Origin of the sequence: Psychrobacillus sp. FSL K6-2843 (assembly GCF_038626375.1) — a bacterium.
Lineage (GTDB): Bacteria > Bacillota > Bacilli > Bacillales_A > Planococcaceae > Psychrobacillus > Psychrobacillus faecigallinarum.
On record NZ_CP152021.1, the window covers coordinates 2695696 to 2720150 of the forward strand.

A 24455-nucleotide genomic window follows, 5' to 3' on the forward strand; every position below is an offset into this window, starting at 1 on the left:
TATCTTACTCTATATATTACCATGCTTTTTATGTTATTGTTTCATAAAAGAAGAATAAACCTAGGAAATGTTAAAAATATTTTACTTTTGTCAAAAGGAGCTAGTAATAATGATAAAAGATGGACATATACATACACCATACTGCCCACATGGATCTCTAGATAGCTTTCATCAATATATTGAGAAGGCTATACAAGCTGGAACTAGCGAAATCTCCTTTACCGAGCATGCTCCGTTGCCTTCTAATTTTAAAGACCCTACTCCAGACAAAGATAGTGGCATGGACTTAAAACTACTTGAGGCATATCTGTTTGATCTAGATCAGTTGAAAAAAGAATACAAACAAGATATTGTTATATCTACAGGTTTGGAAATTGACTATATTACAGGCTTCGAACTTGAAACTACTAGTTTTCTAAACATTTATGGCAAATATTTAGATGATTCGATTTTATCCGTACATTTCTTACTCGATCATGATGACTATGTATGTATCGATTATTCTAAAGAAGTTTTTCTAAAATTTGTTCAAAAACTAGGTAATCCTATGTCTGTCTATAAATTGTATTACAAAACGGTGATGGATTCAATAACGAGCGACTTAGGAATATTTAAGCCAAAACGAATTGGGCATATTACGCTTGCTCATAAGTTTCAGCACGCCCTTCCCAAAACGCTTGACGATCATGAGGACATTTTAGCTATACTAGTAGAAATAAAGAATAGAAATATGGAGTTAGATGTAAATAGTGCTGGCTTTGCTAAGCCCTTTTGTAAAGAGAGTTATCCGCCACTTCCATACGTGTCACTAGCAAAAAAATTAGGAATACCTTTAGTGTTCGGATCAGATGCACATCAAGCAAAAGATTTACATCAGCATTATAATCTTATAAGTAATATATTGTAGAATGGAGAATCAATATGTTTCAAACAACCAACTATTCAACTGACTTATCAGCTAATTATTCATTATTATCTAAGCAGCTAGATGCTCTATTAGAAGGCGAAAAAAATGTGATCGCTAACTTAAGTAATGCTGCAGCACTTTTAAACCAATTTTTTGACCAAATCAATTGGGTTGGATTTTATTTAGTAGAAGACGGCGGTCTTCTACTAGGACCATTCCAAGGATTACCTGCTTGTGTAAGAATACAGCTGGGTAAAGGCGTTTGTGGTACTGCGGCAGAAACACAGGAAACGATTATCGTTCCAGATGTTCACGCATTCCCTGGTCATATTGCTTGTGACGCTGCCTCTCAATCGGAGATAGTTGTACCTATAGTAAAAGATAGTAAACTAGTTGGAGTTTTAGATATTGATAGCCCTATAAAAGAACGTTTTTCTTCCGAGGATGCAGAGGGTTTAGAAAAATTTATAGAGGTGCTTATTAAGCATATATAAGATAGTACTTTGTTTTTTAATATTAGGAGAGGATGCCCCTGACTTATGTCACGGCCATCCTCTCTTTTTTATAGCTTCAAATTATCAAAGGCTTGCTTTAAATCCTCTATTATATCTTCGGAGTTTTCTAGACCGACAGACAGTCGGAGTAATCCATCAGTGATCCCCATTGCAACTCTTTCTTTTTCCGGTACAACAGAATGTGTCATTGTTGCCGGATGCTGTATTAGCGTTTCTGCATCACCAAGACTAACAGCAATCTTTATAAGGGAAAGAGCATTCATCAGCTGTTGGGCTTTTTCTTTGCCTCCTTTAACTGCAAAAGAAATAAGTCCCCCCCCACTTTTCATCTGTTTCTTTGCTACCTCATACTGAGGATTTTTCTCATCGAAAGGATAATAAATGGATTCTACTGAAGGGTGCGATGCTAAAAATGAGAACACCTCTTCTGCATTTTTTGAATGTCTATCCATTCTTACATGCAAAGTTTTTAACCCTCTAATTAATAGCCAAGCATCAAACGGAGAAATGATTCCACCAAAATCCTTTTGAACTGTTGAGCGGATTTTATCCATCTCTTCTTTATTCTTTCCAACCAGAAGTCCAGCTATTACGTCACCATGTCCATTAATGTATTTCGTTGCACTATGCAGTACAAAGTCCGCTCCTATGTCCAAAGGATTTTGTATATATGGAGAGCAGAAGGTGTTATCTACTACTACTGGAATATTATGCTTCCTAGCAATGTTCGTGATTAAAGCAATGTCTACAATTTCCATTGTTGGATTAATCGGTGTTTCGATATAAATACAACTTGTATTCGGTTTAATAGAAGCTTCAATCTCTTCTTCTGTCGTTAATTTTTCTAAACTATGTGTAATATTGTATTTTTCTTTCATAATGTTGAGTAAGCCGAATGTACAACCATAAATACCTCTAGTACATAGAATATGGTCACCTGCCTTTGTTAAATGTACTAGGATTGTGCTCACTGCGGCCATCCCCGACCCAAAGGCAAGCGCTCCCTCTCCATTTTCAATTGCAGCCATTCTTTGTTCCAGTACATTAACAGTTGGATTCCCTAAGCGAGAGTATATTCCGCCTGCTTCCTCACCTGCAAATCGTCTTGCACCCTGCTCAGCATTCTCAAATGCAAAAGTAGAAGTTTGATACAACGGAACAGCTAAACTATCGTGATGATTTTCTGTCGTATACCCTTGATGAATTAATAATGTTTCTTTTTCCATTGATGATTTTCCCAAAATAGTGCACCCCTTTTGTAAACGCTTACAACAATAGTGTACACATTTATTAAAAAAAAGAAAAGGCAGCTACTCTTAGAAGTGGTCTGCCTTATAAACACAGAGCTGGTTTTTACCATTATTTTTTGCCTCATATAACGCGGTATCAGCATGATGAAACAAATTGTGGAAGTTCATTTCGCCGTCCTCACACCATAACGAAACACCGATAGACACAGTTACACTTGGATTTGTATATATAGGAATTATTTCTAAAAGAGATTTACATATTTTTTTCCCTTCTTCAAGAGTCATTTCGGAAAAATATAGAGCAAGCTCCTCCCCACCCCAACGTGCACCAATCCCTAATTTTTCAACTTGCTTCTCAATAACGGTAGCAATTTGCCTAAGAATGCTGTCCCCTATTTGATGACCATGTGTGTCATTTATTTGTTTGAAGTTATCAATATCCATTAATACAAATGTCCCGCTTGTATCCTTCTCCATAGATTCCTCTACATACCTATCTAAATAGCTTCTAGCGTAGAGATTCGTCAAATGATCTCGATCAACCATTTCTTGAAGCTTATGACGAAGCGCTGAGTTACTAAGTGCTAAAGAGGAATGCTGTATTAATGATTGCATTAATTTGAAACTATCAAAGGAAAAATAGTAAGGCTCACTATGCAATACAATGCTAAATCCAGTAATAGTATCTTGTTCTCTCAAAGGAATTGCCACTAGAGATCGATATGCAACATTTGCATTGCTAATCCGATTGAAGTCAGCTATAAACAGAGAATCCTTCATTTTTTTAAATTGGTTGCCCACGTGCTGGATATACATTTGACCTTCTATTGTATAAAAATAATCCGAACTTGCTGCATTTATAGAATATTCTTCATCCTCTATAAATACAAAGCACACATGCTCTGGTTGAAAGGATTTCATCAGTTGATTTCTTAAAAAAATAACCATTTCACCCTGCGATAAATTCATATTTAACTTATGCGTAGTTTCATTTATTAATTGTAAGTCACCTACTAGACGGTGAGATTGGATAAATAACTTCGCATTTTCCAATGCATTTCCCGCCGTGGCAGCAAGCATCGTGATAAACTCCTTCTGTCTATAAGAAAACAAATAATCTAGAGGGGTGGAAACTTGTAAAATCCCATAGTTCCCCTGCTTTCCTTTAATCGGTACGTTTAGCTGTCTCATTTCTAGGTCTTCTACTAAATCGGAAGTTATCTCCCCTGACACATATGCTTCTACTGTAGCAGGTCTTTCCGCTGTATAATCAAACAACTTATAAGGAACAGAAGTTTTACGATCTAGATCATTCGATAGTATTAGAGTCGTGCCAAAGTCAGGAAACGCATCATGAATGGCAAATAATGTCCCTTGTAAAATTTGGTCAATTTCTAGAGTCGAGTGGAACATCTTTGTAACATTAAATAGATTTCGATATTGGTGCTCTTGTTGAGTGAGATAAACTGACTTTCGAATAACCTTGATTAGTTTACTTACAATGGCAATAAATTCATTTACATCTGGTGTTTGAGAAAATCTCTCCCATTTTTCAGTTAGGTCCATCATAAGCATTCCGAGTATAACGTTTTCTTCATCTCTTAAGAGAATAGAAACCTCTCTGTTCAGTTTTTCCTCTTTTCTTATAAAAGGAATTTCTGCAAAATCTTTTTCGTAGAAAAAACCCTCTATCTCATGCCATCTAATGGCTTCTCTTTTCTTGGAGAGTGAATGATTCCATTTCAATTGAATAAATGTATGTGCATCTTGTATATAATAGCCGGCATACTTCACATCAAAAAATTCGGCTAATAAAATTTTAAAATCCTCGAACCATTTAGCACTAGACTCATGGCTAAACGCAAATTCTGTCCATATGTCAAACACTTTACCTTTAAACTTCGTTAAGTCTATTTGATTGTCCATTTATACACCTCTCAGCTTTCTAAGAGAAAACATGATACTTTTAGCCCAAAACACTTATAATTCAATTTGACTATAAAACTACCTGATTGTCAATATATTCTATCTCCAAAAACAATTTAAATATGATGAGTTCAAACGAATATGATTGACTTTCTGTTTCCTGCAAGATACAATAATCTTTGTGTAAAATAAATGCAGCAGTTGTATGGATTAGATTGTTCATTTTGTTCCTCTATGTATATAGATGGTGTATCCCGTAACCCTCGGCTGCTAGGGCGATGATACATGAAAACGAAATGGCTGCTTTTCTGAATGCATCTGGTTCTTATTTTACAACAAAATAAAACCAATACAAAGGAGGAGTCTTTCATGGCTCGCTATACAGGTCCAGCATGGAAATTATCACGTCGTCTTGGTATCTCACTAAGTGGCACTGGTAAAGAATTAGAAAAACGCCCATACGCACCAGGACAACACGGTCCTAACCAACGTAAAAAATTAACTGAGTACGGTCTTCAATTACAAGAAAAACAAAAACTTCGTCACACTTACGGTGTAAACGAACGTCAATTCCGTACTTTGTTTGATAAAGCTGGTAAAATGCAAGGTAAACATGGTGAAAACTTCATGATTCTTCTTGAAACTCGCCTTGATAACATTGTATACCGTTTAGGTCTTGCTCGCACTCGTCGTGGAGCTCGTCAATTAGTTAACCACGGTCATGTTATGGTTGATGGTAAACGTGTTGATATTCCTTCTTACCGCTTAAAACCAGGTCAAGAAATTTCACTTCGTGAAAAATCTCAAAACTTGGACGTTGTAAACGAATCAATCGAAGTAAACAACTTCGTACCAGAATACCTTACATTTGACGCAGACAACAAAGTTGGTACTTTCGTTCGCCTTCCAGAACGCAGCGAATTATCAGCTGAAATCAACGAAGCTCTTATCGTTGAGTTCTACTCTCGTTAATCTTATTGCTCTGCAAAGAGTGATGTTAAAAGCCTTCGAAACCCTTATTTATCAAGGGTTTGGGGCTTTTTTCTTTTTCTCAACAATGCAGGATAAAGCATATAAAAGCAGGTTATTGGGGCTAGTTGGGGCTATAAATGGGGCTAATAAAAATGAAAAATGGCGGCGTATGTACAGGAATGTGTAAGTGAATTAGGGCAAAACATAAAGCATCTCTAATCGAGGTGCTTTTTTAATAAGGCTTTGTAAAAGGCTAGGGTTGATTTTTCATGAGGTAGTTCTGTTTGTGAAATGTTACACTTAAACTAACGCGGCAGTTTAGTTGAATAAGGAAGAATGAACTTCTGTTGATTTCCAGTCGAAATCTTTATTGAAATTGGAACTTCTATTTATTTCAACTGTATTAAAGTAGAGAGTTAGCGGTATTAAATAGTAGGGGGTAATATGATGACGCTAATAATTCCAAAATGTATGAAGTGTAATAAAGAAATCAAGGGCGATGAAGAAGTATTTGTCCAAATGCGATATCCAAAGCGAAAAGGATTTACTGAAATCAAAGCTTATTTGAATCTAGAAGGCAAGTTTATCTGTAAAGAGTGTTCAACGAAAATTAATATTTAATATATTGTACTTTATTGACACAATAGACTAAAGAGTTTCTTCCACTAACGGGTGCTTTATCAGAATCAGAAGCTCCCTTTAGGGGAGCTTTTTCTTTGAAACTTGCGTTCAACTATTGGGACAGATTGCTTAACTCGAGGGGGAATTAAAGGTGTTTACTACTAAGAAATTTTTAATCGGATTTTTGGCTTTTACGATACTTGTAATGTCGTACTTCTTCTTTTTCTCAAGTTCCAATTCCGAAATAAACAAAAGCATTAGTATGGCTCTTTTTAAAGTTGAAACCAAACACGATTATACAAAAGCAGGAGAATATACGGAAATGTGGATTATCGGGTACAACGCCGCTGAAGACGAAGGTAATAGGGAACGTTATAAGATATTTATTGAGGATGCAATGGTATACAACCTTATTAAAGAAGGTGAAGAGTATATGATAAGCGCTAGCTCTTTTAGAATAGATAAAGGTTATGGTTATGCTTATGAATTAAATCAAATTAGCAACCAAGTGGAATATCAGCTTGTAGGAAAAGGAAGGATTAAATAAAACGAGCGCGATTGGTTAATAAGCTTCACTTTTCTTCTTCAACTAACGGGTGCTTTACTGCAAGAAGGAGAAAATCCACATTTCTTATTGAACTAAAGAAGCAGTTTAGTTGAACAAAAAATTAGGGAAAATTAAAACATATATTAGAACGGGTGTGGGATAATTATGTCTGAATACATTATCGATTTAGATAACGATTTTGATAAAGAAGAAGCTTTTGAAATAACAGGAGACAACATTGGATTAGTAACCGTTATGGATAGTAGCGGAAATGATATAACAACGAATTGTAGAGTACAAATTACTCTAAGTAAGAATGCATTACTCGGATTAGGTACTGAGTTGATTCGTTTAGCACACGATTATGGTGATGGAAAGCACTTCCATATAGAACCGATAAATAAAGAATATGTAGTCCAGTCTAAAGGGATTATGCTTCACCCAGAGAGTTGTGAACTTATATTGGGTTGTGGAGATTTCGATTCATTTACTGAATATACAAAAGAAGAGCATTTAACAGAGGCTGTTATTGAAAAGTATCGAATGTTTATTAATTAGTGATAAGAAAGAGTCTGTTTTTTTTAGGAGGGAAACGTCAGAACCGTCCCAACGCTTCCCCCTTATCAATAGAAGTAAACCTTACTATTTTTAAGTATTTATCACATAATTTTATCCCTATTAAATATAATTATCACAGCTGTTAGAATAAAGAGGATTCGATATCCTAAAACTATATATTTACTATCCTTCTTAAATTCTTTTGAATTAAAGAAAAGTTCTAAGGACATAAATAAGAAGTATAAAGTAGCTAAAATTAAAAAACTTAGTTTATCCAAAATTAATAATACTAGTAAAATAAGACTGTACAGTAGCATTCGTAGAAATTGATTCTTCATATTTAATCCTCCTTGTATTAATATAAATGTTAAAATCCATTGAAATATCCATTTTTAGGATATTTATCTCTTGCATCTAACCACTTAAAAATAGGTGTTCCAGGATCAGTATAAAAACTTGCGAGGCCTGCTACCGAGGTTAAAGCAGTAACAATATAACCAGCAATTTTCGCAGATACACCCTTTTGAATTAATGATTTTCTTATTTTAACTGCAAAAGTAGTTCGTTTAGCCTCACTTAATTGCTTCTTCGAATAGCTTAATAAAACTTTAGCTACTCCTCCTCCAATTTGGGCAGAAACAAGAAATATTACAGCATTTATTGTTTTAGATAAAAAAGATTTAGCATTCCACCACGCGTTTTTCCAATATCTTCCATCATGATCAACATTCATCACTGGATTATTATTAGCATAGCTAAAACCATTTAGAGTTAATGGATTCATTACATCCCCACGCTCAGGATCTAACGATAAAAACACACCTGTATCTGGGTTATAGTAACGTGCCATTAAATAGTAAAGGTTTGTATCTTCATCATAACGATAGCCAGCATATCTATATGGATTAATAGTTGCCATTGTACCACTTTGGCTCTTTATGTTGCCCCATGCATCATATGTGTATTCCGCCACAATAGCTCCATTAGCATCTGTTAATGCTAGCACATCCCCACGATAGTTCGTTAAATAGTAATACGTTGAACCTTGATATGTCATTGTTAATAGATGTCCATTATCACCATACGTGTATGCTTTTGTAAGATTACCACTTGCATCCTCTTCAAACAACACTTCGTTTGTTAGACCATTATATCGATAATACGTTTCACCTTTACTATCTTTACTATATACACGACGTCCATTTTCATCATAACTGTAGGTTGCAACAGTCGTTCCCGTTAGATTCTTCACCTCTGTCAATTGATCAAAGGCATTCCAAACATACTGGAAAACACCATCATTTATCATATTTCCATTGGCACTTACAGTATAAGTTTTCTCACCAGCAGCCTTCATTTGATTCGCATCATTATAACTATAGTTGGTTGTAGTTGTACTACCGTTTTGCACATTCGTTTTAGAAGTACGATTTCCAACTGAATCGTATGTGTATGAAATGGATAAACCATTACTGTATTGTTCTTTGACTAGCTGGTTTAAAGCATCGTACGTGTACGTAACTGAACCATCTTCATTCGTTACTTTTGAAATTTGCTTATTTTTATCAAACTCATACTCATTTGTACGCCAAGTTGTTACACTATTTGTTTTCAAAGTTTCTGTTTGTAATTGATCAGCATTATACTTATTTAAAATAACTGCACTATTTCTAAAAGTCGTGCTCTCCAACATGCTATTTTTATTCCATGTGAAGCTCGCTGATGGCTGTCCATTGAGTGTGACTGCGGTTGTTTGACCATTTCCATCTGTTGTATACTCTATAGTATTTGTATCATATTGAATGCTTGCTAAATCTTCCTCATTTTTATAAGTATACATTATCGCACGATTCACAGGTGCACTAATGTCTATTCTTTGTAATAGATCGTTTTCTGCTTGTGTATACGTAACCTTTTGATTATTCAATGTATGATTAGTCACGGTCGTTGTTAAGCTGTCAATTTGTGTCGTATACTGATTTTGATCATTAATTTTCACCAATTCTGAATTAATATCTTTAGACATTGTATAACCAATTCTATCACCAGATGCTTTTATGATCTCATTTAATTCACCATCTGCATTATAATTATAAGTTGTTGTTTTTCCTAATGCATTTGTTTCTTTTGATATGTCATTTTGCGCATTATAGCCGAAAGACGTTTGTTTCCCACCAGCATTTGTTACAGATGTTAAGTTACTGTTGGCATCATACGTATAAGTCGTTTTTTTATTTTCAGCATCCTCTACTTCAACTAATTCATTTTTTAAATTGTAGCTATACCATGTTTTTTCATTTTTCCCGTCTTCATATGAAAGGATATTACCATTATAATCTGTTGTCGTTTTAGTAGTTATATCTAGTTGATCATCTCGATAAGTAGTTGTTTTTTGTTTATTCTCATAGTTAGTATTATACTTTTCTATTTTTCCATCTGGATACTTTACTTGTGTTATATCCCCATAGTCATTATACTCATAAGTCGTTGTTTCACCATTTGGTGTTGTTGATGTCTTTAGGTTACCTTTCACATAAGTCTTTGTAGATGTTTGATTACTCGTATCTGTTTGCGTTAAAAGATTACTATATGCATCGTACGTGAAGGATTCCGTTACACCCTTGGAATCAGAAATTTTTAACACATTTCCTTTTGAATCATAGTCATAATTTTTTGTGTAAGTAGACCCATCTGTATAGGATACCTTTTGAGAAAGAACATTATAGTTATCATCTAGTGTATAGGTTGTTGTATCCCCTGAAGGATCGAACATTTTCGTCACACTAAAATTGTTATTTAAACCATAGCGTGTAACGGTATCTTCTGGGCTTGTAATTGTAACAATATTGTTTGTTCGGTCTAAAGAGTAATTGGTGATAGAAGCTACTTGTCCATCTAATGATGGTTCTGTTACAGTAACTAAATCTAAATCACTATTATACTCATAAAGCATTATTTTTTGATTACTATCAATGATTTTCGTTAATTGCCCATTAGTCGTATAGTAAAATGTAGTAGGCGTTTTAGTTGTGGCATCTTTATCTACTAGAACTCGTGTTAAGTAACCATCTGTATAGGAGTATGTTATCTCTTTGTCATCATAATTTACATTCGTAATAAGTCCATCCGTATACGTAAACAGCAATTTAGCACCTAAATTAGTTGTAATAGCAGTAAGCTGATTTAATGTATTATACGTATAAGTTATTATATTGCTATTTAAATCTTTTTGCTCTGTAATATATGCTACTTGAACATCTGTATCACTAGTGCTTTCTTTAACTTTAAATGTTGTTGTATGGCCAGTATTGCTAGTCAATATATATGTTGTTGTATCAAGTTTTTCTAAACGATCATAAATTCCTGCTGGTGCAACATATTTGTTCCCATCCCATGTGAATACATGGACAGTTCCATCTGCATCCTTATAATCAATATCGGTACCATTTGCCCCAATATAAAGCTTTTCAGAACCCGTAAAGCTCCAGCCATAGCCAAAAGCAGACTTTTCGAAATCCTTACTATTATAGGTTCTTATAAAATCCAATCCGAAACCTGCATAATTGAATAGGCTGAAATCGGTATATTGGATGACATTATTATTTGTGCCTAAATTGACATAATTGGTTCCATTTGAAATATCATGTGAGGCATAGTCCCAATACTCCTCAAATCCAAGGTTTTTATCAAAATCAGTGGATTGAGGAAGTAAATTTATTATTGTTGCATTTGAAAAAACAGATTCCCCATGTTGGTTGTATGCACTAATTCGGAACCAATAATTATTATTCGTTGCATATTTCGTCCCCATTTTTGCATATAAAGGGGAAGGATCGATTGGCAGCTCTACACCAGAACCATCTTTTATAAGTTTTAAGGTACTTGAAGTTCCTGCTTGTATTTGTTCTGGTTTAGGCCACATCCCTTTATTTTGCGTCGTCCAACTAGTTGCATTTTTTACATCAAATGCCTCATAGCTTAATCCATTGAAGATCCAAACTTTATAACCAGTAGCCCCTTTTATCGCATCCCACTCCAAATTTACATAACCTGAGTTTGTTCCTATTTGATTACTATAGGCAACACCCTTTGGTGCAGGAGGCATGTTTAAATCTGGTATATTCGGCACAATCGGGTTTGCTTTTGGGCTTTCCCCATTGGCAAACACAGCACTTACAGATATTGCATAATTTGTTCGGTCGATATATGAAGTCCCACCAGAATCCTTATAAACCTGTTGGGGGTTAACTGGAAGGTTGGGTCCTACTTTAGGCCAAACAGATTTATCTTTTGTAGACCATTCTGTTTTGTTACCTACATTAATAGGCTTATATTCTTTCCCGTCAAAAATCCAAACATTGTAGCTAGATGCTCCCGCTACTGCGTTCCATTTTAGATCCATATAACCTGTCCCGCTACCTAAGCTATATGACTCTGCTGATAGACCAATAGGAGATGGATAAGAATAAGCTATATTCAAATGCGGTCTATAATCTGCCACACTATGTTCGCTAGAATAAAACTTTTTCCAGAATGTTTGTCCATTACCATTAGTATGGAGTTTAAACCCATTATTAGGGGTTGTTCCTTTTATCCAATCATTTACTGCATTTTTCACATTAAAAGTAGCCCAGTTTCCTTTATACACGCTCGTAGATGTGAATAAAGATGAAGAAGGCTTGTTATTCCACGTAATTGTTGATTCATCCCAAGCTCCATTCACTCTATCAAGCCAAATCCCAGTATTGGTCCCTGGGTAATAGGAATGAATGTTATAGATGTTAAATATCGCTGTTTCAATCGTTGCATATGGCAAAGAAGGTGTAGGTGTTTTTACATAAGCAAAGTTCTCACCTGTGTCTGCGCTATAATTTCCTGCTTTTAAGACATTTGCCCCTAAACCACTGTCCCAGTCTGTCCCGTAATTTGCATTTGGGTAAGCAGAAGATACAGAAGCATCCTGATTTACCTGGACCTTAGTCGTAGGATCAATATAGACAGGATAAATTCGTTCTGGGTCCTTCAACCATTCTTCATTCGCTACAACAGTGAATGAATATCCATTATTTTCTCTCTTCAATTCAAAGTGAACATCTTCCGACCGCTGAGGTTCGGCAGATTCAGGGTTAATATTCGAATCTGTCATATACGGCTTTGGTAGCGTATAAATAATTTCATTCTTTTGATCTCTCAAAGAAATAGACCCATTATCTTCTATATTTGCCATTAGATCTGTCTCAATAAAGAAATGGTATGTATTTGTGCCGTTATACTTACTTAAAATTATGTCTTCCTTTACAGATTCATCGAATACGATATTCCTTAAAGTTAATCCTGGAATAATATCTTTATAATATATTCTATTGTCCTCGTAAGTCGCATCTGTATTTTGCACTTCTTGCACACCATTTTCACCAGACGCTTCTAGGAACGTATAAGTGAGCGTATGACCTTTGTAAGAAAGAGCTGCGTATTTGTTTTTAGACAATTCGGGCGAAAAACGAATATCTAGCAAGGTATTTTTTGTGGCTAGTTCGCTTGTTGACTCCGTAGTATATAACCTACTAGCTTTTTGTTTTTTTAGATCCGGCTGTATTTCTTTCCATTTACCATCACTTTTTCTAGAAATAGGGTCTTGGAACATCTGCATTGTAAATGTCCCATCACCGTTGTCGACTACCTTAGATGACTCAGTGCGAAGTTCCACTACTTCTTTGGGGTCTGTATTCTGGAAAGGTGGAGCTTCACCCGATGTAATAGTAGATAGATTTCCTTGATTAGTCGGAGATGTTACTTCTTCCATCTCAATCTCCGTATTTTCTGCCGCATCCACTACTAAATCAGTGAATGGGATAGATGTAAAAATTAAAATTATTGCTATAATACCTGATAACCATTTAACGAACATTTTATTCTGCAATTCTTTCTTACCTCCACCATTTTTTGTTTAGGACCTTTTTCTCGCCCTAAAGTATATTAAGTTGTATCAAGAAAATTGTAAACCGAAAAAATATTATATATTATTAATAATTGTTCAAAAATTAAATTTTGCTAGAACTTTTTGGGGATTTATAAAGCAATAATTTATTCTAACATTCCATAAAAAAACATAATTTCCGAGACTTTTGAATCTATTATGTATTTATTTTCCCCAAAAACCTTTTTCGATATAATAAATCTTAATCAAAAAAAGTATGTAAACGTTGATTTAACAACATTACATACATTTTATATGCTGGCATTCTATAACCTTCAAGGAGAGTCTCGAATTTGCACTGCTTACTTAGAAAGGTGAAGCTCTATCAGACGATTTTCTTAATTATCTAGTAAACTATAACTACCTGCCCTATTTGTAAAAATCATAGCCTTTCCACAATTATGTGGATGGCTTTTTATTTTAACTTTTTCTAACTTCTTATAAACGGACATGCATTATTTGGTTTCATTTTTAAAATCAATTATCTCTCGTATATCCTCCAGTTCAAAAACATCCGCAATTTTACATAATACACCCTTCGGAATTCTTTCCATTTTGTTATTAACCAACATAGAAATAGTTCGTAGTGATATACCTGTTTTGTTCGAAAGTTCTTGGTAAGTCATTTTATGTTCAAATAATAGTTTTTGTAATTTAATTTCGATTTCATGTTTCATGATCTGTGCTCCTTTTCGCTAAAGTAAAAAATTTTGTATCGGACAAGATATATTTTTGCGTTTAACGAATAATATAAAACTACCAGATGTTCTACCAAATCAAATGCTACCCTAGTACTTCTACTTGGGATCATGAAAACCCTTTAACATCAATAGTTAAACATAGAAATCAAATATACTAGTATAGTGCAACTCTTACTACGTAAGAGAACCTTTGTGGCACAGAGGACTAAGGAGGGATGCATTGAATGATTTTTGAAATTTTAACCACTTCATTAATGGGAGGAATTGCGTTAAAAGCGTATGTAAAAAAGAGAGGTCTTGCAACAAATGATAGCGGAAAAATTCAACGAATTATTTCACTCAGCGGCTTGAATGTGAAAGACGGAAAAGATACTCTTACAACTCAACTCATACAAAAAAAACAATATAATTGGGGCTGGGAATACAAATACAGGATTCCACTGGGGAGAAGTTTCGAGGAATATGTTAGCAAGAAAAGCATTTTGGAAGATGGTTTAAACAACAGAAGGAAACGAATATCACTGGATGACCTAAAAGCGCTCCAAATCGATTCAAATGTCATCGACAATATAAAACAACTTTGGAAGAAAAAAGTCGCTGAAAAGAAAGAATTAGAATTGTCATTTGATGGTTTGCTATCCCTACGAGTTTATAATGAACCATTACCTACTGAAGTGCAATTTCATCCTGCCGACAGTTGGAAGATACCAGTAGGAATCACTCGAGAAAAAAATGCTTTTAAGTATCACGATTTCGAAAAAATCTCACATATGATCTTAGGTGGTGCGACTAGGTACGGTAAAAGTAATTTTATTAATTCCATGATTACTAGTCTGCTGTACAGTAAACCGGACCAGGTAAAGTTCTTTTTGGTTGATTTAAAGGGCGGAGTTGAGCTTTGTGATTATGAGAATATAAAACAAACGGTATCTATCGCATACGAACCAGAGGAAGCCTTGCAGACACTGCAACTCGCTTATGAACAAATGAGAAGTATACAAACTAAAATGCGTGCTTTAGGAAAGAAAAACGTCCAGGAAGCCAACATCAAAGAAAGATATTTCATCATCATAGATGAGGTTGGTGAATTGAATCCCACTGAAGCTGTCACAAGTGCTGAAAAAAAGTTAAAGCAAGAATGCCAAACGCTTATGAGCCAAATCGCAAGGCTTGGAGCTGGGTTAGGTTTTAGACAGATACTCGCTACGCAATATCCAACTGGGGACGTTATTCCAAGACAATGTAAACAAAATTCAGATGCAAAAATTTCATTTCGTGTACAATCCGCAACCGCTAGTCGTGTCATATTAGATGAAACTGGTGCCGAAAACCTTCCACAGATTAAAGGTAGAGCTATATACCAAACTGCAGATAAAAGAGAAATACTTCAAACACCACTTATTACAAGCAAAATTATTAAATGTTCTATTCTTCCTCATGTTATTGATAAGGGGGTGCAAAATGAATCTAATGAAGAAGAAACAATTAACGAGTCGAGAGGAACAAATCTTATTACTTTTGAAAGAGTTTGACTTTCTTACAAGAGATCAATTAAGCAGACATTTTAACTTAGGGAAAGTAAGAAATACGAATAGAGTTCTTTTCAACTTGTCTAATTATTTAATGACAGTAAAAGAAGGTCAACGGACAGTGTATTATCTTTCGAAGATTGGTCGTGATTATGTCGATTGTGACAAGATACGAAAAAAAGGAAATCATATTAAGCATTTCATTATGCGAAATCAATTTTGGTTATTTTGTAAATGTCCGAGAGATTGGAAAAATGAAATCAAAATTTCAAATGGAAAAACTTCAGTTATCACTGATGCAGTTTACACAAGAAATGGTTTCTATCACTTTTTAGAAGTCGACAATTTGCAAACGATGAAAGAAAACCAAGCGAAAATAATCCGTTATAAAAACCTTTTAGAAAGCCTTATACAGCAATATGGATATCATCCAACACTCATATGGGTAACTACGACAGAATACCGTAGAAGGCAATTAGAAAAGGCTTGTGAGGGCTTAAAGGTGAAAGTATATACTATTGATGACATTAAATAAGAGGAGGAAAAAAACTTGTTTAACATGAAGAATAAAATTGAGGTAGTTCCAGAATCCGAGTATACAGATTTTAATTACCGTATTCCTGGCGATGCTTATGCAACAAATAAAACAATTAGAGCGGCTTCATTAATACCAACATTGGCAGCCATCGGACTTTCAATATATTCGCTAAACACTCCCGAAACATACACTACAACAACTATCCCCGTAAACGCACCAGTAACTACACTAATCAGTGAACCGGTCAATGTACTGACACCATCAACTACTCTACCTGTTAACTTAGCTTCCACACCTGAAATAATTCCTACAGGTTTTCTCGCAGATACTTCACTTGAAATGTTAGCAAATGTACTAGATCCATTAGTTCAAATCATGGTAGCAATTAGCTTCCCAATAGCAAGCGTCATTATGATTGGTGGCTGTTTCTTCTTCATGATAGGTAACTCCGAAAAGGCCTGGCAAACTATCATGAATGCAGGCTTAGGATATGTATTAATTCAATTGTCTCCGCTATTCCTACAGATTCTACGGGAAGTCGGAGAAGCAGTTTAAAACAATCCCCTCCTTCCATACCACTGGTTATTGGGAAACAAGAAGGGTGTTTATTAATTTAGAACGATTACCTGGATTTACAAAAAAAGCACTAAAGACTTTTTAATATGAAAATACTTTGTGAAGGAGATGACAAATGACCATAACAAAACCTTGTGAAGTATGTGGTCTATTAGTAACTAGATCGCCAGCTCACATGAAAAAAGACAAAATTTATTGTAGTAAGAGTTGTTTTTATTCTCGTAATAGAGGTGGTCTACCTGATTCGAAAGCATGTCTATGGTGTGATAATATCTTTAAAAGAACGACAAGAGAATCATGGACAGAGTTTGAAAGAAAACAATACTGTTCTTATGAATGTTATTGGCAAGATTCTAATAATCACCACAGGCCAGGAGCTTCAAATGTTTTTAAACATAAATGGGCAAATGATAAAGTATTCATTGGAAAAATGAGTAAACGAGTATATGGTGTCAAACACTCAAAAGGGGTTTCTGATGGGCTTAAAGGTAGAAAGTTTACTGAGAAGGAAATAGAGAAAATACGAGAAACGACTAAAAGAACGTGGACAGATCAGGAAATTAGAACGAAAAGAATACAGGAAATGGCACGCAGTTTTAGAGGTTGCCGTAAAACCTCCATTGAAATTATAGTAGAGGAGATATTAGTTAAACTTAACGTAGAATTCGATATTCAAAAGCATATAAGTGGGTTTGTTGCAGATTTTTTCATTCAATCAGCTGGGGCAGTAATTGAAGCAGACGGAAATTATTGGCATTCTCGACCGGAAGTAATTGAGCGAGATAACCGAAAAAATAAAGCAATCCTTAGTGATGGGTATAAGCTTTTAAGATTAACGGAAACCGAAATAAAACAAGATCCAACTAATAAAATAAAGGAATTTTTAGGAATTGAATAGTCCCGTAGAATCAAGGAAACGTCATAATAAAACCACCTACAAATGAACTGACCAAATAAAGTTAGACAAATAATTTAGGCAGCATCTAAGATCTGCGTTCGGTATTCTACCGGGCACAGGTCTTTTAATTTCGCCTTCATTCTTAACACACTTTCTTGACCACCAAAATAACGTAAAATAATTCTAATTTTTCTTAAGTTGTAAATTTAGCCATAAAAAAAATCCCCGTAAAAGTTAGATTTTGTGACTAACTTTTACGAGGCAGTTCTCACATTACTGGTTGGTGGTTTTCATATTTTATCTATGTTTAGTTCCTTTATTCTTAAATATGAATGATGTTTCTACCCTGGCACCATTAATCTTTACTGATTCCGAAGTTATTACGTCCCTATTTGTTTTAAAACCTTGCATCCGACCATATTAAATACTTGTTTCTTGTATACCCATTTATGAAAGGCAAGCCAATATCCACAGGAGACTCTGTAAAAAAATTCCTTTGAGTGCATTTAACTAAAGACAGGAGATGAGATTTATAGATGGATCAGTGTTTCATTGAAATTCTATTTATTTAATCAATTGGAAGTCTGCCTTTGATATTCCTGTAACTTGACAAATAAAATTTAAAATTGTTTTTGCTCCTAATGTCAAATTATCTGGATTGGGAAAAATATCCTTCACTTTACTCTCGTCTATTTCAAGTGACTTGAAGTCAAATTCCATTAAAATATAGTCTAAATATCTTAATAAATCATAATACATATCCGGGTTACTATTCATTCTCATTATTAAATCTATAAATGCATCAGCGTATTTAGGAGGAGTCAAGTTAATATCAACGTTCTCTTCTGGTGCTATATAATCCGGTATTTGTTTTTGAACTAAGCTATAAGCTAACTTGAAAGCTGCCCCAAAAATCTCCGCTCTTTTTTTATTAGAAATTTCGCCAGAAGAAAGGGATTCAAGGATTATTTCTTTTTTTTCTGTTTCTTTTAAGTAGTATAGCTCTTTAGAAATATTCAAGGTAGATAACAAGAAAAGACCTATTAGCTCATACTTTGCCCATTTAATAGATAAAGTTTCTTCAGGTGATATTGATACCCCATCCATTTTAGATAGTTCTCTAAGAGCAGTAATAATTTTTTTTACGCTTGAGTAAGAATCCATTACCCAATAGTCAGAAACAATGAAGTTATATATCCTTTTATATAAATCGTTTGTTGGTACGTTAATTTTTGAAAATATTGTTCCTTGATAATATTGAGTCTTATAATCCCAAGACCCCGACCAATCATGTTGTAAAATTTTATAATCTTTTTCTAACTTATCTACCACATTTAATTCCATTATTTGTATATCTGTTTTTTGGGCGTATTTTTTTACTTCAGTTCTAATTCCTTGCTTTACAAAAATAGTATCATCAATGTTTAAAGTACTCATGATCCCCTTAATCCATGATATTCTTTCGTGGACTTTTGCTTTACCAGATTTACAGTCCGCCCAAATTGTTTTACTTGAAAAGTCTCTATGGACATAAACACCAAAAACATCTAAATCAGTGACTATAAGCGCATTTTCATCATTAGAAGTTTTCATTATTACCCCGTTCTTAACGAAGTAACCCATATGGAATAATAACCTCTTAATTCTATATTCCAAAATAAATCCTGGAGGAATAACATTTTTTTTAATTGACGGACTATTTTTTGGAAGTACGGTAGCTTCTTCACTTTGCATATTAGGTTTAATATTTCTTTCTTCTGTCAAGATTTTCACCCCTTTAAAGTAATTCTCCTCTAAGTAATCTTACAGCATATTCTTCTACTTCTCTTTGTGGTTCAGGCGAAATACCTAGTTGCAATCTAGACTCTTCTGGCGTAATAAAAGAACCTGTATTAGTAACTGAACTGAAATCGGTTAAATCTGTATTATAAGGTGAATTGTAATCAGGACTTTTTATAATCTTTAGCGCTTCCTCGGCAACATCTTTTCTAACTAATTCAAGGCATGCACCAGTTCTACTACCACCATAATAACTACTTTTGGTTTTAGTTACCACTTTAACAATTCCCTTTTTTTCTAAAAGAGTGTAGTCTGTATAGTTTGCATCATGTGGGCCTATATCACCAGAATTGATTAATTTTTCAAGAAATCTAACTGGGTCATTAATTGTAGTGTGTGGTGTGTAATTTTCACCAAATCTAATGGATGCTAATAAAAGTTTTACGTCATCTAAAATATCATCATTATAATTAAGCGTATTGAAAAGGTTTGAACTGAATCCAAACTCCTTTTGAATTCCTCTATTCGAAGAAATAATTGCAGGATTTATTATACCAACCTTTTTTGCTAATAATAATGCATCGTTGTTCAAACTTGAATGAAGCTTCTCTAAAGGAAATCCCTGCGAATTTTGGATTATTTCCATTACTTCTTTTAAGGTTTGTCTTCCGTCTATTTCGAGAGTTGATATTGCATAAGCCATTTTTTCACTATTGGCTCCCCATACATATTCATTACTAATAATAGGACTTGTTTGTCTATTTTTATCATATATTTGTATTAATCTAAATTGATTCAATAAACTATGTGCATATTTTACCTTTTCTTCAGAATAACCCTGGTTAATCAATAGTTCTGTAAGTTCATCTTGAAGGTATGGAATTTTCTTCGTTTCATCCATGGTCTCTATTGTTATTAATTCTACAGGATCTGGCGAAAGGTTATCTAAAACTTGTCCTGATATATGTAGTACACTAGTATTATCAAAAACATATTCTGCCAACCCTGTTATTGCACCAGTTGCATCTTTTATTAACTCTATTTTTTGATCAGAAGCATCTTCAATTAATGGTAGAATTATTTTTTCTAGTTCCAATCTTGAATTAATCCCCACACTATTAGCCATTTGTTCAATTTTCTTCATATTTCCAATTAAACTATTTCCCCTTATTACACCTAAAAATCTTCCTACTTTACCTGCGGTGTTAAGGTTTCCTAATTGTCCTATCCCTGGGCTATCAACAGTAAACTGTTTAAGGTGTTTTTGAGCTGAAATCGACCAATAACCTGCTTTTAACTTTTCGTTACTTGACATTTAATATCATCCTCCCTGTATTATATACATATATTAATATACCATAATTTTCTATAAATCTATTATTATATATAGTCAATAATAGTAAAAATTACCTATAAAATATTTTGCATTTAAGTTAAATAACCTAAAAATCACCCGATTCTTTAAGAATCCGGCGCCTTTGTCTTATTTGTGCTAAATATCTTATTTTTATTTCTTATTATAATTTTGGTCCTTAATTTTCAAATAAATAGTTGGTTTAGGTACTCCTGTTAGTTTAACAATATCTGCAACAGTCAAACCGTTAAGCTGACGATTAGCCATCAATTCTAAAGCTTGTATTATTTTCTTTTCTGGCTGCCCTACACGGCCCATATGTTTCCCTGCTGCCTTTGCACGTTTCCTACCTTCACTTGTTCTTTCTATAATAATATCTCGCTCAAATTGGGCAAAGCTCCCTAAGATATTAAACATCAACTGATTTAGGCTTGTGCTAACTTTGCCTACTCCAAACGTTATATTGTCTCGCAAAAAAATTACACTTACACCTTTTTCGTTCAACTCTTTAACAATTTTATTTAAATCGATAATACTTCGAGCCAGTCTATCAATCTTTGAAACAACAACAGTGTCTCCTTCACGGACATAATCAAGTAATTCTTTTAACTTAGTACGATTCTTAGTGCTTGTGCCTGTTACTTTTTCGACGAATAACTTTACACATCCTGCTTCTTGTAAAATTTCAATTTGTGCAGTTAATTCTTGGCCTTCACCAGAAACCCGACCATATCCAACTTTTTCACCCACAATTACACTCCTCTGTCTAATTATTAACAATGTTTTATACTAATAATTATATACATACTTTTAGACAGATATTCCTTGCATTAAGGGATATATTTCTAGTAAATTATCAATAGTCTATTTCTTAACACTTTTATACAATCGGATCTTAGTATATATGGGGTATTAAGTTTTTTTATCTTTGTTAATAATAAATGCAAAAAAAGTATAAATAGAGTGAGGCTTATTAAGCTGAATATTAATAATATCGAGATACTTTTCCATTATGATAGGTTCATAGCACTATTTGTAATCGCAAGTTTTTCGTCATAAAATAATGGGTCATTAGAAAGTTCTCATGACCCAAATACTTACAGACTCCCACAAATTTTCATTTATTCTAATTCTTATCCATACCATCTGCTTTATCCGCCGCAACTTCGTCCTGTTTGCTCAACTCGGCTATCGCAAGATGCAAGGAAAATAATTCCTCCAATTGAGGAGATCCTTTTTTCTGTCCGACCAGTTTTTCGTAAAACTCGAAAGATTCGCTAACTAGAGCAAGATGTTTCTTAAACAACTGAGCCAATTTATTAATGTACTTATCGTCATGCATAATGTATTCGGCCTGGATTAAGTCCTCAATGGAAGATTTCGGTTGACCTAATCGATCATAGCACAGGGATCTGTTCCAATAATAAATATTATCTCCGGGCTCTATCGTAATAGCTCGGCTAAAGTCCTCAATGGAAGCTTCTAAAAACTGGGTCTTCTTTTCCTGACTTTTCTCTAGTTTGCTTAATTGCACATAACATCTGCCTCTAGCATTATAGTCTCTTGCTAAATTTTTGAGAGAATGAGTTCTCGCAAATTCAAAGATCTGAGATAACCAGTCTATTGCTTCTTTAAATTTCTCCGCATTATCATTCAATTGTAAAGCAAGAAAGAAACTGCTACGTCCGGCATTTCTTAAATAAACTATTTTGGACCGCTCATTATCTGAACCTTTAATAGCCACCTCATACATTTCGATAGCAGCATTATATCTCTCTTGATAATGATAGCAATTCCCTAACAGAGTATAATGGTAAGCGGGGATATAACTTTTTTCCGCCCGCTTGAAACCATATTTGTAAAAGTCGATAGCTCTTTCTACATTGCCATTGCGTTTTCGATTGTCATAGTATACTTCGGCAATATTAAACAACCAATCGCAATCAACAATTTTCGATTGTAAGAGTATATCTTCCTTTTCCTTCAGTTTGTCGGCATCAGAATTTTCTTCATTGATCATGTCGATGATTTCTTCCGCTACAGCTAATAGCATGTCTTCGTGTTCTAATTCCGGAATCAGGTCTACCATACCGTCCTCGGATATGATAACGATGACACATTTTTTTTGTTCATCTTCTTTCAATTTGTGCAAATAGCGATGTGCGGAATTGTATCTTGCTCCGCGGCTGGCGTCTCCGATATCTTCCTTGGCTATGCCATCCAAAATAACCCCTATGGCATGGCAATTTCCGTCAGAATCGAAAAAGATGGCACCATCAATCGCGGTTAAAAATTTAATGTATTCCGTATTTATGATTCCTGGCTCAATAAGTGTTGACTGTTTACTAAGTTGTTTCATCTCGTGCTTGGCCGTCAACGGTTCGGTGATGACCACCATCGTCCCTTGCTTTTGCTCCCTTGCTTTACGGACAATCTGATCGAGCCTTTGCATTTTGTGCATAATTTGAGCGCGGTCTTCTTGATTTTCCCAGAATGTGTTTTTCAATAAGTTTGTGAATTTCTCGGAACTGTATCCTTCCTCTCCTAATCTTGGGTTTTTGAAGGTAACTGAAACGAGATTCGTTTCGATCAAGCTGAGATCCGAGCGATAGAATTTTCTCTCGTCTTCAACCAGCAGCTCGCCTCCACTAATAGACTCAGTCTCTGTTCGTACAAGAACTAAATTATATTTGGACAGCCCGGTGAAATCGAGTCTCAGAGCCAGTGCACCTTTTTGAACATTCCAATTCACCTCACCTAAGCCGTATATTTCTTTTTCGTCGGAAATGAGGTAAAGGTCCTTATCCACATTTGTAAGCTCTAGTAGCTTCCGTATTCGCTTGGCATCCTCTAATCGAATACGATCCTCTAGCGTGAATTTAACTGTGAAACGAATGATCGTTTGCTGAGCTATGACGTCTTTATTCATGAATAAGATTGAACCGAAAGGGCTGGCATTTTCATAGGTTAAAGCTGAAATATCGTCCATTTTCTCAAGCAAACTATTGACGTAATATTGGTTGTCCAACTCGTGCTCAAAATCAGCTCCAAATATATCGAACGTAGTATCATTCAGAAGATAATTTTGCATTTTTCCGAAAAATAGTCTTGTTAATCTTCTATTAAACTGGATGCAATCTTCGTTATATTTTCGAGTGATGGTATCGTCGGTGTTCATCTTAACATGGTTGTTGGTGAGAGCAAAAAAATCACTAAAGAAGTAGTCCAACTGCATTCTAAGGAAAGAAATTTCTGGTTTAGTATAAAAAAGCTGCCGAGCCTCATGCTCGACATTTCGCATCTCTATTATGTATACGACCGAAAAGGTGCTGTTATCGGCTTGAAAAGGGAATTTATTCGCGTACAGTATACGGGTTTCATTATTATAACTTTCCTCATTTACTGTGTGGACACCTTCGATGCCGAGTAATGGCATTGTTGATTTTTCGTCGTTACTTGTGTCTGTTTGAGGGTACTGCTTGTACCAAGTCCGATTCAGATATTCCTTGATATCCTCATAGGTATTTCCCTCATAAGCGGGATCAATCTTGAGCTCGGCATAAACGTTCGTTATGTTTTGTAGCACATCCTGAGAAATGGATGACGGATTTTCTAGCTTAACCACAGTTTTCTTCACACGGATAGTCTCGACAAGATTTTGTTCTTTGTCGTAAACAAGCGCATACAGCTTAACGTGAATACGTTTGTTCAACTTTTTTAAGATTCCCGCCAAATTGTCGTAAATGATCTCATTTAATAAATCTAAGTGATTCACTTTGGTTTTCAAAATATCACCTCGTCATTTAT

General features: G+C 34.6%; 20 protein-coding genes. 10 read left to right on the forward strand and 10 right to left on the reverse strand.

Annotation, left to right across the window (positions count from 1 at the left end; all coding sequences use genetic code 11):
- The first annotated feature begins 109 nt into the window (after window positions 1–109).
- A complete protein-coding gene (gene hisJ, locus MKY94_RS13615; protein ID WP_151113533.1) occupies window positions 110–907 on the forward strand; it encodes a histidinol-phosphatase HisJ in 798 nt (265 codons plus the stop codon).
- A 14-nt stretch (window positions 908–921) separates the two neighbouring features.
- Window positions 922–1401 carry a GAF domain-containing protein gene (locus MKY94_RS13620; protein WP_342577211.1) on the forward strand — a complete coding sequence of 160 codons (480 nt, stop codon included), beginning with the start codon at window positions 922–924 and terminating at the stop codon, window positions 1399–1401.
- A gap of 68 nt (window positions 1402–1469) precedes the next feature.
- Here MKY94_RS13620 and megL read toward each other — a convergent pair whose 3' ends face one another.
- From megL to MKY94_RS13635, 3 genes are all read right to left on the reverse strand, one after another.
- Entirely contained in the window at window positions 1470–2648 is a 1179-nt protein-coding gene (megL, locus tag MKY94_RS13625) for a methionine gamma-lyase (protein ID WP_342578686.1), read from the reverse strand.
- 90 nt (window positions 2649–2738) lie between these two features.
- Complete coding sequence (locus MKY94_RS13630; protein ID WP_342577212.1) at window positions 2739–4598, reverse strand: sensor domain-containing diguanylate cyclase; 1860 nt, start codon at window positions 4596–4598, stop codon at window positions 2739–2741.
- Between the two features lie 70 nt (window positions 4599–4668).
- Window positions 4669–4821 (reverse strand): hypothetical protein, encoded by a 153-nt coding sequence (locus tag MKY94_RS13635; protein WP_154310360.1) that lies wholly within the window; start codon window positions 4819–4821, stop codon window positions 4669–4671.
- Window positions 4822–4967: 146 nt separating this feature from the next.
- Here MKY94_RS13635 and rpsD point away from each other — a divergent pair, with 146 nt between their 5' ends.
- The 4 genes from rpsD to MKY94_RS13655 all read left to right on the forward strand — a co-directional run bounded on the left by rpsD (window position 4968) and on the right by MKY94_RS13655 (window position 7296).
- The gene (gene rpsD, locus MKY94_RS13640; protein WP_144535344.1) at window positions 4968–5570 is read left to right on the forward strand and encodes a 30S ribosomal protein S4; all 603 of its coding nucleotides are present in this window, start codon (window positions 4968–4970) and stop codon (window positions 5568–5570) included.
- A gap of 447 nt (window positions 5571–6017) precedes the next feature.
- Window positions 6018–6191 (forward strand): Fe3+ hydroxamate ABC transporter substrate-binding protein, encoded by a 174-nt coding sequence (locus MKY94_RS13645; RefSeq protein ID WP_342578687.1) that lies wholly within the window; start codon window positions 6018–6020, stop codon window positions 6189–6191.
- A gap of 151 nt (window positions 6192–6342) precedes the next feature.
- Window positions 6343–6738 carry a hypothetical protein gene (locus tag MKY94_RS13650; protein WP_342577213.1) on the forward strand — a complete coding sequence of 132 codons (396 nt, stop codon included), beginning with the start codon at window positions 6343–6345 and terminating at the stop codon, window positions 6736–6738.
- Between the two features lie 165 nt (window positions 6739–6903).
- Window positions 6904–7296, forward strand: a complete 393-nt coding sequence (locus tag MKY94_RS13655; protein WP_342577214.1) for a hypothetical protein — start codon at window positions 6904–6906, stop codon at window positions 7294–7296.
- 101 nt (window positions 7297–7397) lie between these two features.
- Here the strand turns inward: MKY94_RS13655 and MKY94_RS13660 are convergent, their stop codons facing one another.
- The 3 genes from MKY94_RS13660 to MKY94_RS13670 form a co-directional block, all read right to left on the reverse strand.
- Window positions 7398–7634, reverse strand: a complete 237-nt coding sequence (locus MKY94_RS13660) for a hypothetical protein (protein ID WP_342577215.1) — start codon at window positions 7632–7634, stop codon at window positions 7398–7400.
- Window positions 7635–7663: 29 nt separating this feature from the next.
- On the reverse strand, window positions 7664–13216 hold the full coding sequence (locus MKY94_RS13665; RefSeq protein WP_342577216.1) for a DNRLRE domain-containing protein: 5553 nt from the start codon (window positions 13214–13216) through the stop codon (window positions 7664–7666).
- Between the two features lie 512 nt (window positions 13217–13728).
- The gene (locus MKY94_RS13670; protein ID WP_342577217.1) at window positions 13729–13950 is read right to left on the reverse strand and encodes a helix-turn-helix transcriptional regulator; all 222 of its coding nucleotides are present in this window, start codon (window positions 13948–13950) and stop codon (window positions 13729–13731) included.
- Window positions 13951–14198: 248 nt separating this feature from the next.
- On the opposite strand from MKY94_RS13670, the gene MKY94_RS13675 reads away from it, so the two are divergent.
- From MKY94_RS13675 to MKY94_RS13690, 4 genes are all read left to right on the forward strand, one after another.
- A complete protein-coding gene (locus MKY94_RS13675) occupies window positions 14199–15506 on the forward strand; it encodes an FtsK/SpoIIIE domain-containing protein (protein WP_342577218.1) in 1308 nt (435 codons plus the stop codon).
- A complete protein-coding gene (locus MKY94_RS13680; protein WP_342577219.1) occupies window positions 15436–16038 on the forward strand; it encodes a replication-relaxation family protein in 603 nt (200 codons plus the stop codon). The genes MKY94_RS13675 and MKY94_RS13680 overlap by 71 nt, the downstream gene beginning before the upstream one ends.
- A gap of 15 nt (window positions 16039–16053) precedes the next feature.
- The gene (locus MKY94_RS13685; protein ID WP_342577220.1) at window positions 16054–16596 is read left to right on the forward strand and encodes a hypothetical protein; all 543 of its coding nucleotides are present in this window, start codon (window positions 16054–16056) and stop codon (window positions 16594–16596) included.
- 136 nt (window positions 16597–16732) lie between these two features.
- Window positions 16733–17515, forward strand: coding sequence for a DUF559 domain-containing protein (locus MKY94_RS13690; RefSeq protein ID WP_342577221.1), 783 nt, complete (start codon window positions 16733–16735; stop codon window positions 17513–17515).
- Window positions 17516–18079: 564 nt separating this feature from the next.
- Here the strand turns inward: MKY94_RS13690 and MKY94_RS13695 are convergent.
- The 4 genes from MKY94_RS13695 to MKY94_RS13710 form a co-directional block, all read right to left on the reverse strand.
- On the reverse strand, window positions 18080–19279 hold the full coding sequence (locus MKY94_RS13695) for a hypothetical protein (RefSeq protein WP_342577222.1): 1200 nt from the start codon (window positions 19277–19279) through the stop codon (window positions 18080–18082).
- Window positions 19280–19292: 13 nt separating this feature from the next.
- Complete coding sequence (locus tag MKY94_RS13700) at window positions 19293–20609, reverse strand: hypothetical protein (RefSeq protein ID WP_342577223.1); 1317 nt, start codon at window positions 20607–20609, stop codon at window positions 19293–19295.
- 192 nt (window positions 20610–20801) lie between these two features.
- Entirely contained in the window at window positions 20802–21401 is a 600-nt protein-coding gene (locus tag MKY94_RS13705) for a recombinase family protein (protein ID WP_342578688.1), read from the reverse strand.
- 373 nt (window positions 21402–21774) lie between these two features.
- Window positions 21775–24435 carry a tetratricopeptide repeat protein gene (locus tag MKY94_RS13710; RefSeq protein ID WP_342577224.1) on the reverse strand — a complete coding sequence of 887 codons (2661 nt, stop codon included), beginning with the start codon at window positions 24433–24435 and terminating at the stop codon, window positions 21775–21777.
- Between the last annotated feature and the right edge of the window lie 20 nt (window positions 24436–24455).

Excerpts from the sequence above, each read along its gene's own strand:
- hisJ (WP_151113533.1), top strand. The coding sequence starts at position 110 with ATGATAAAAGATGGACATATACATACACCATACTGCCCACATGGATCT.
- MKY94_RS13620 (WP_342577211.1), top strand. The coding sequence starts at position 922 with ATGTTTCAAACAACCAACTATTCAACTGACTTATCAGCTAATTATTCA.
- megL (WP_342578686.1), bottom strand. The coding sequence starts at position 2,648 with ATGGAAAAAGAAACATTATTAATTCATCAAGGGTATACGACAGAAAAT.
- MKY94_RS13630 (WP_342577212.1), bottom strand. The coding sequence starts at position 4,598 with ATGGACAATCAAATAGACTTAACGAAGTTTAAAGGTAAAGTGTTTGAC.
- MKY94_RS13635 (WP_154310360.1), bottom strand. The coding sequence starts at position 4,821 with ATGAACAATCTAATCCATACAACTGCTGCATTTATTTTACACAAAGAT.
- rpsD (WP_144535344.1), top strand. The coding sequence starts at position 4,968 with ATGGCTCGCTATACAGGTCCAGCATGGAAATTATCACGTCGTCTTGGT.
- MKY94_RS13645 (WP_342578687.1), top strand. The coding sequence starts at position 6,018 with ATGACGCTAATAATTCCAAAATGTATGAAGTGTAATAAAGAAATCAAG.
- MKY94_RS13655 (WP_342577214.1), top strand. The coding sequence starts at position 6,904 with ATGTCTGAATACATTATCGATTTAGATAACGATTTTGATAAAGAAGAA.
- MKY94_RS13660 (WP_342577215.1), bottom strand. The coding sequence starts at position 7,634 with ATGAAGAATCAATTTCTACGAATGCTACTGTACAGTCTTATTTTACTA.
- MKY94_RS13670 (WP_342577217.1), bottom strand. The coding sequence starts at position 13,950 with ATGAAACATGAAATCGAAATTAAATTACAAAAACTATTATTTGAACAT.
- MKY94_RS13675 (WP_342577218.1), top strand. The coding sequence starts at position 14,199 with ATGATTTTTGAAATTTTAACCACTTCATTAATGGGAGGAATTGCGTTA.
- MKY94_RS13680 (WP_342577219.1), top strand. The coding sequence starts at position 15,436 with ATGAATCTAATGAAGAAGAAACAATTAACGAGTCGAGAGGAACAAATC.
- MKY94_RS13690 (WP_342577221.1), top strand. The coding sequence starts at position 16,733 with ATGACCATAACAAAACCTTGTGAAGTATGTGGTCTATTAGTAACTAGA.
- MKY94_RS13700 (WP_342577223.1), bottom strand. The coding sequence starts at position 20,609 with ATGTCAAGTAACGAAAAGTTAAAAGCAGGTTATTGGTCGATTTCAGCT.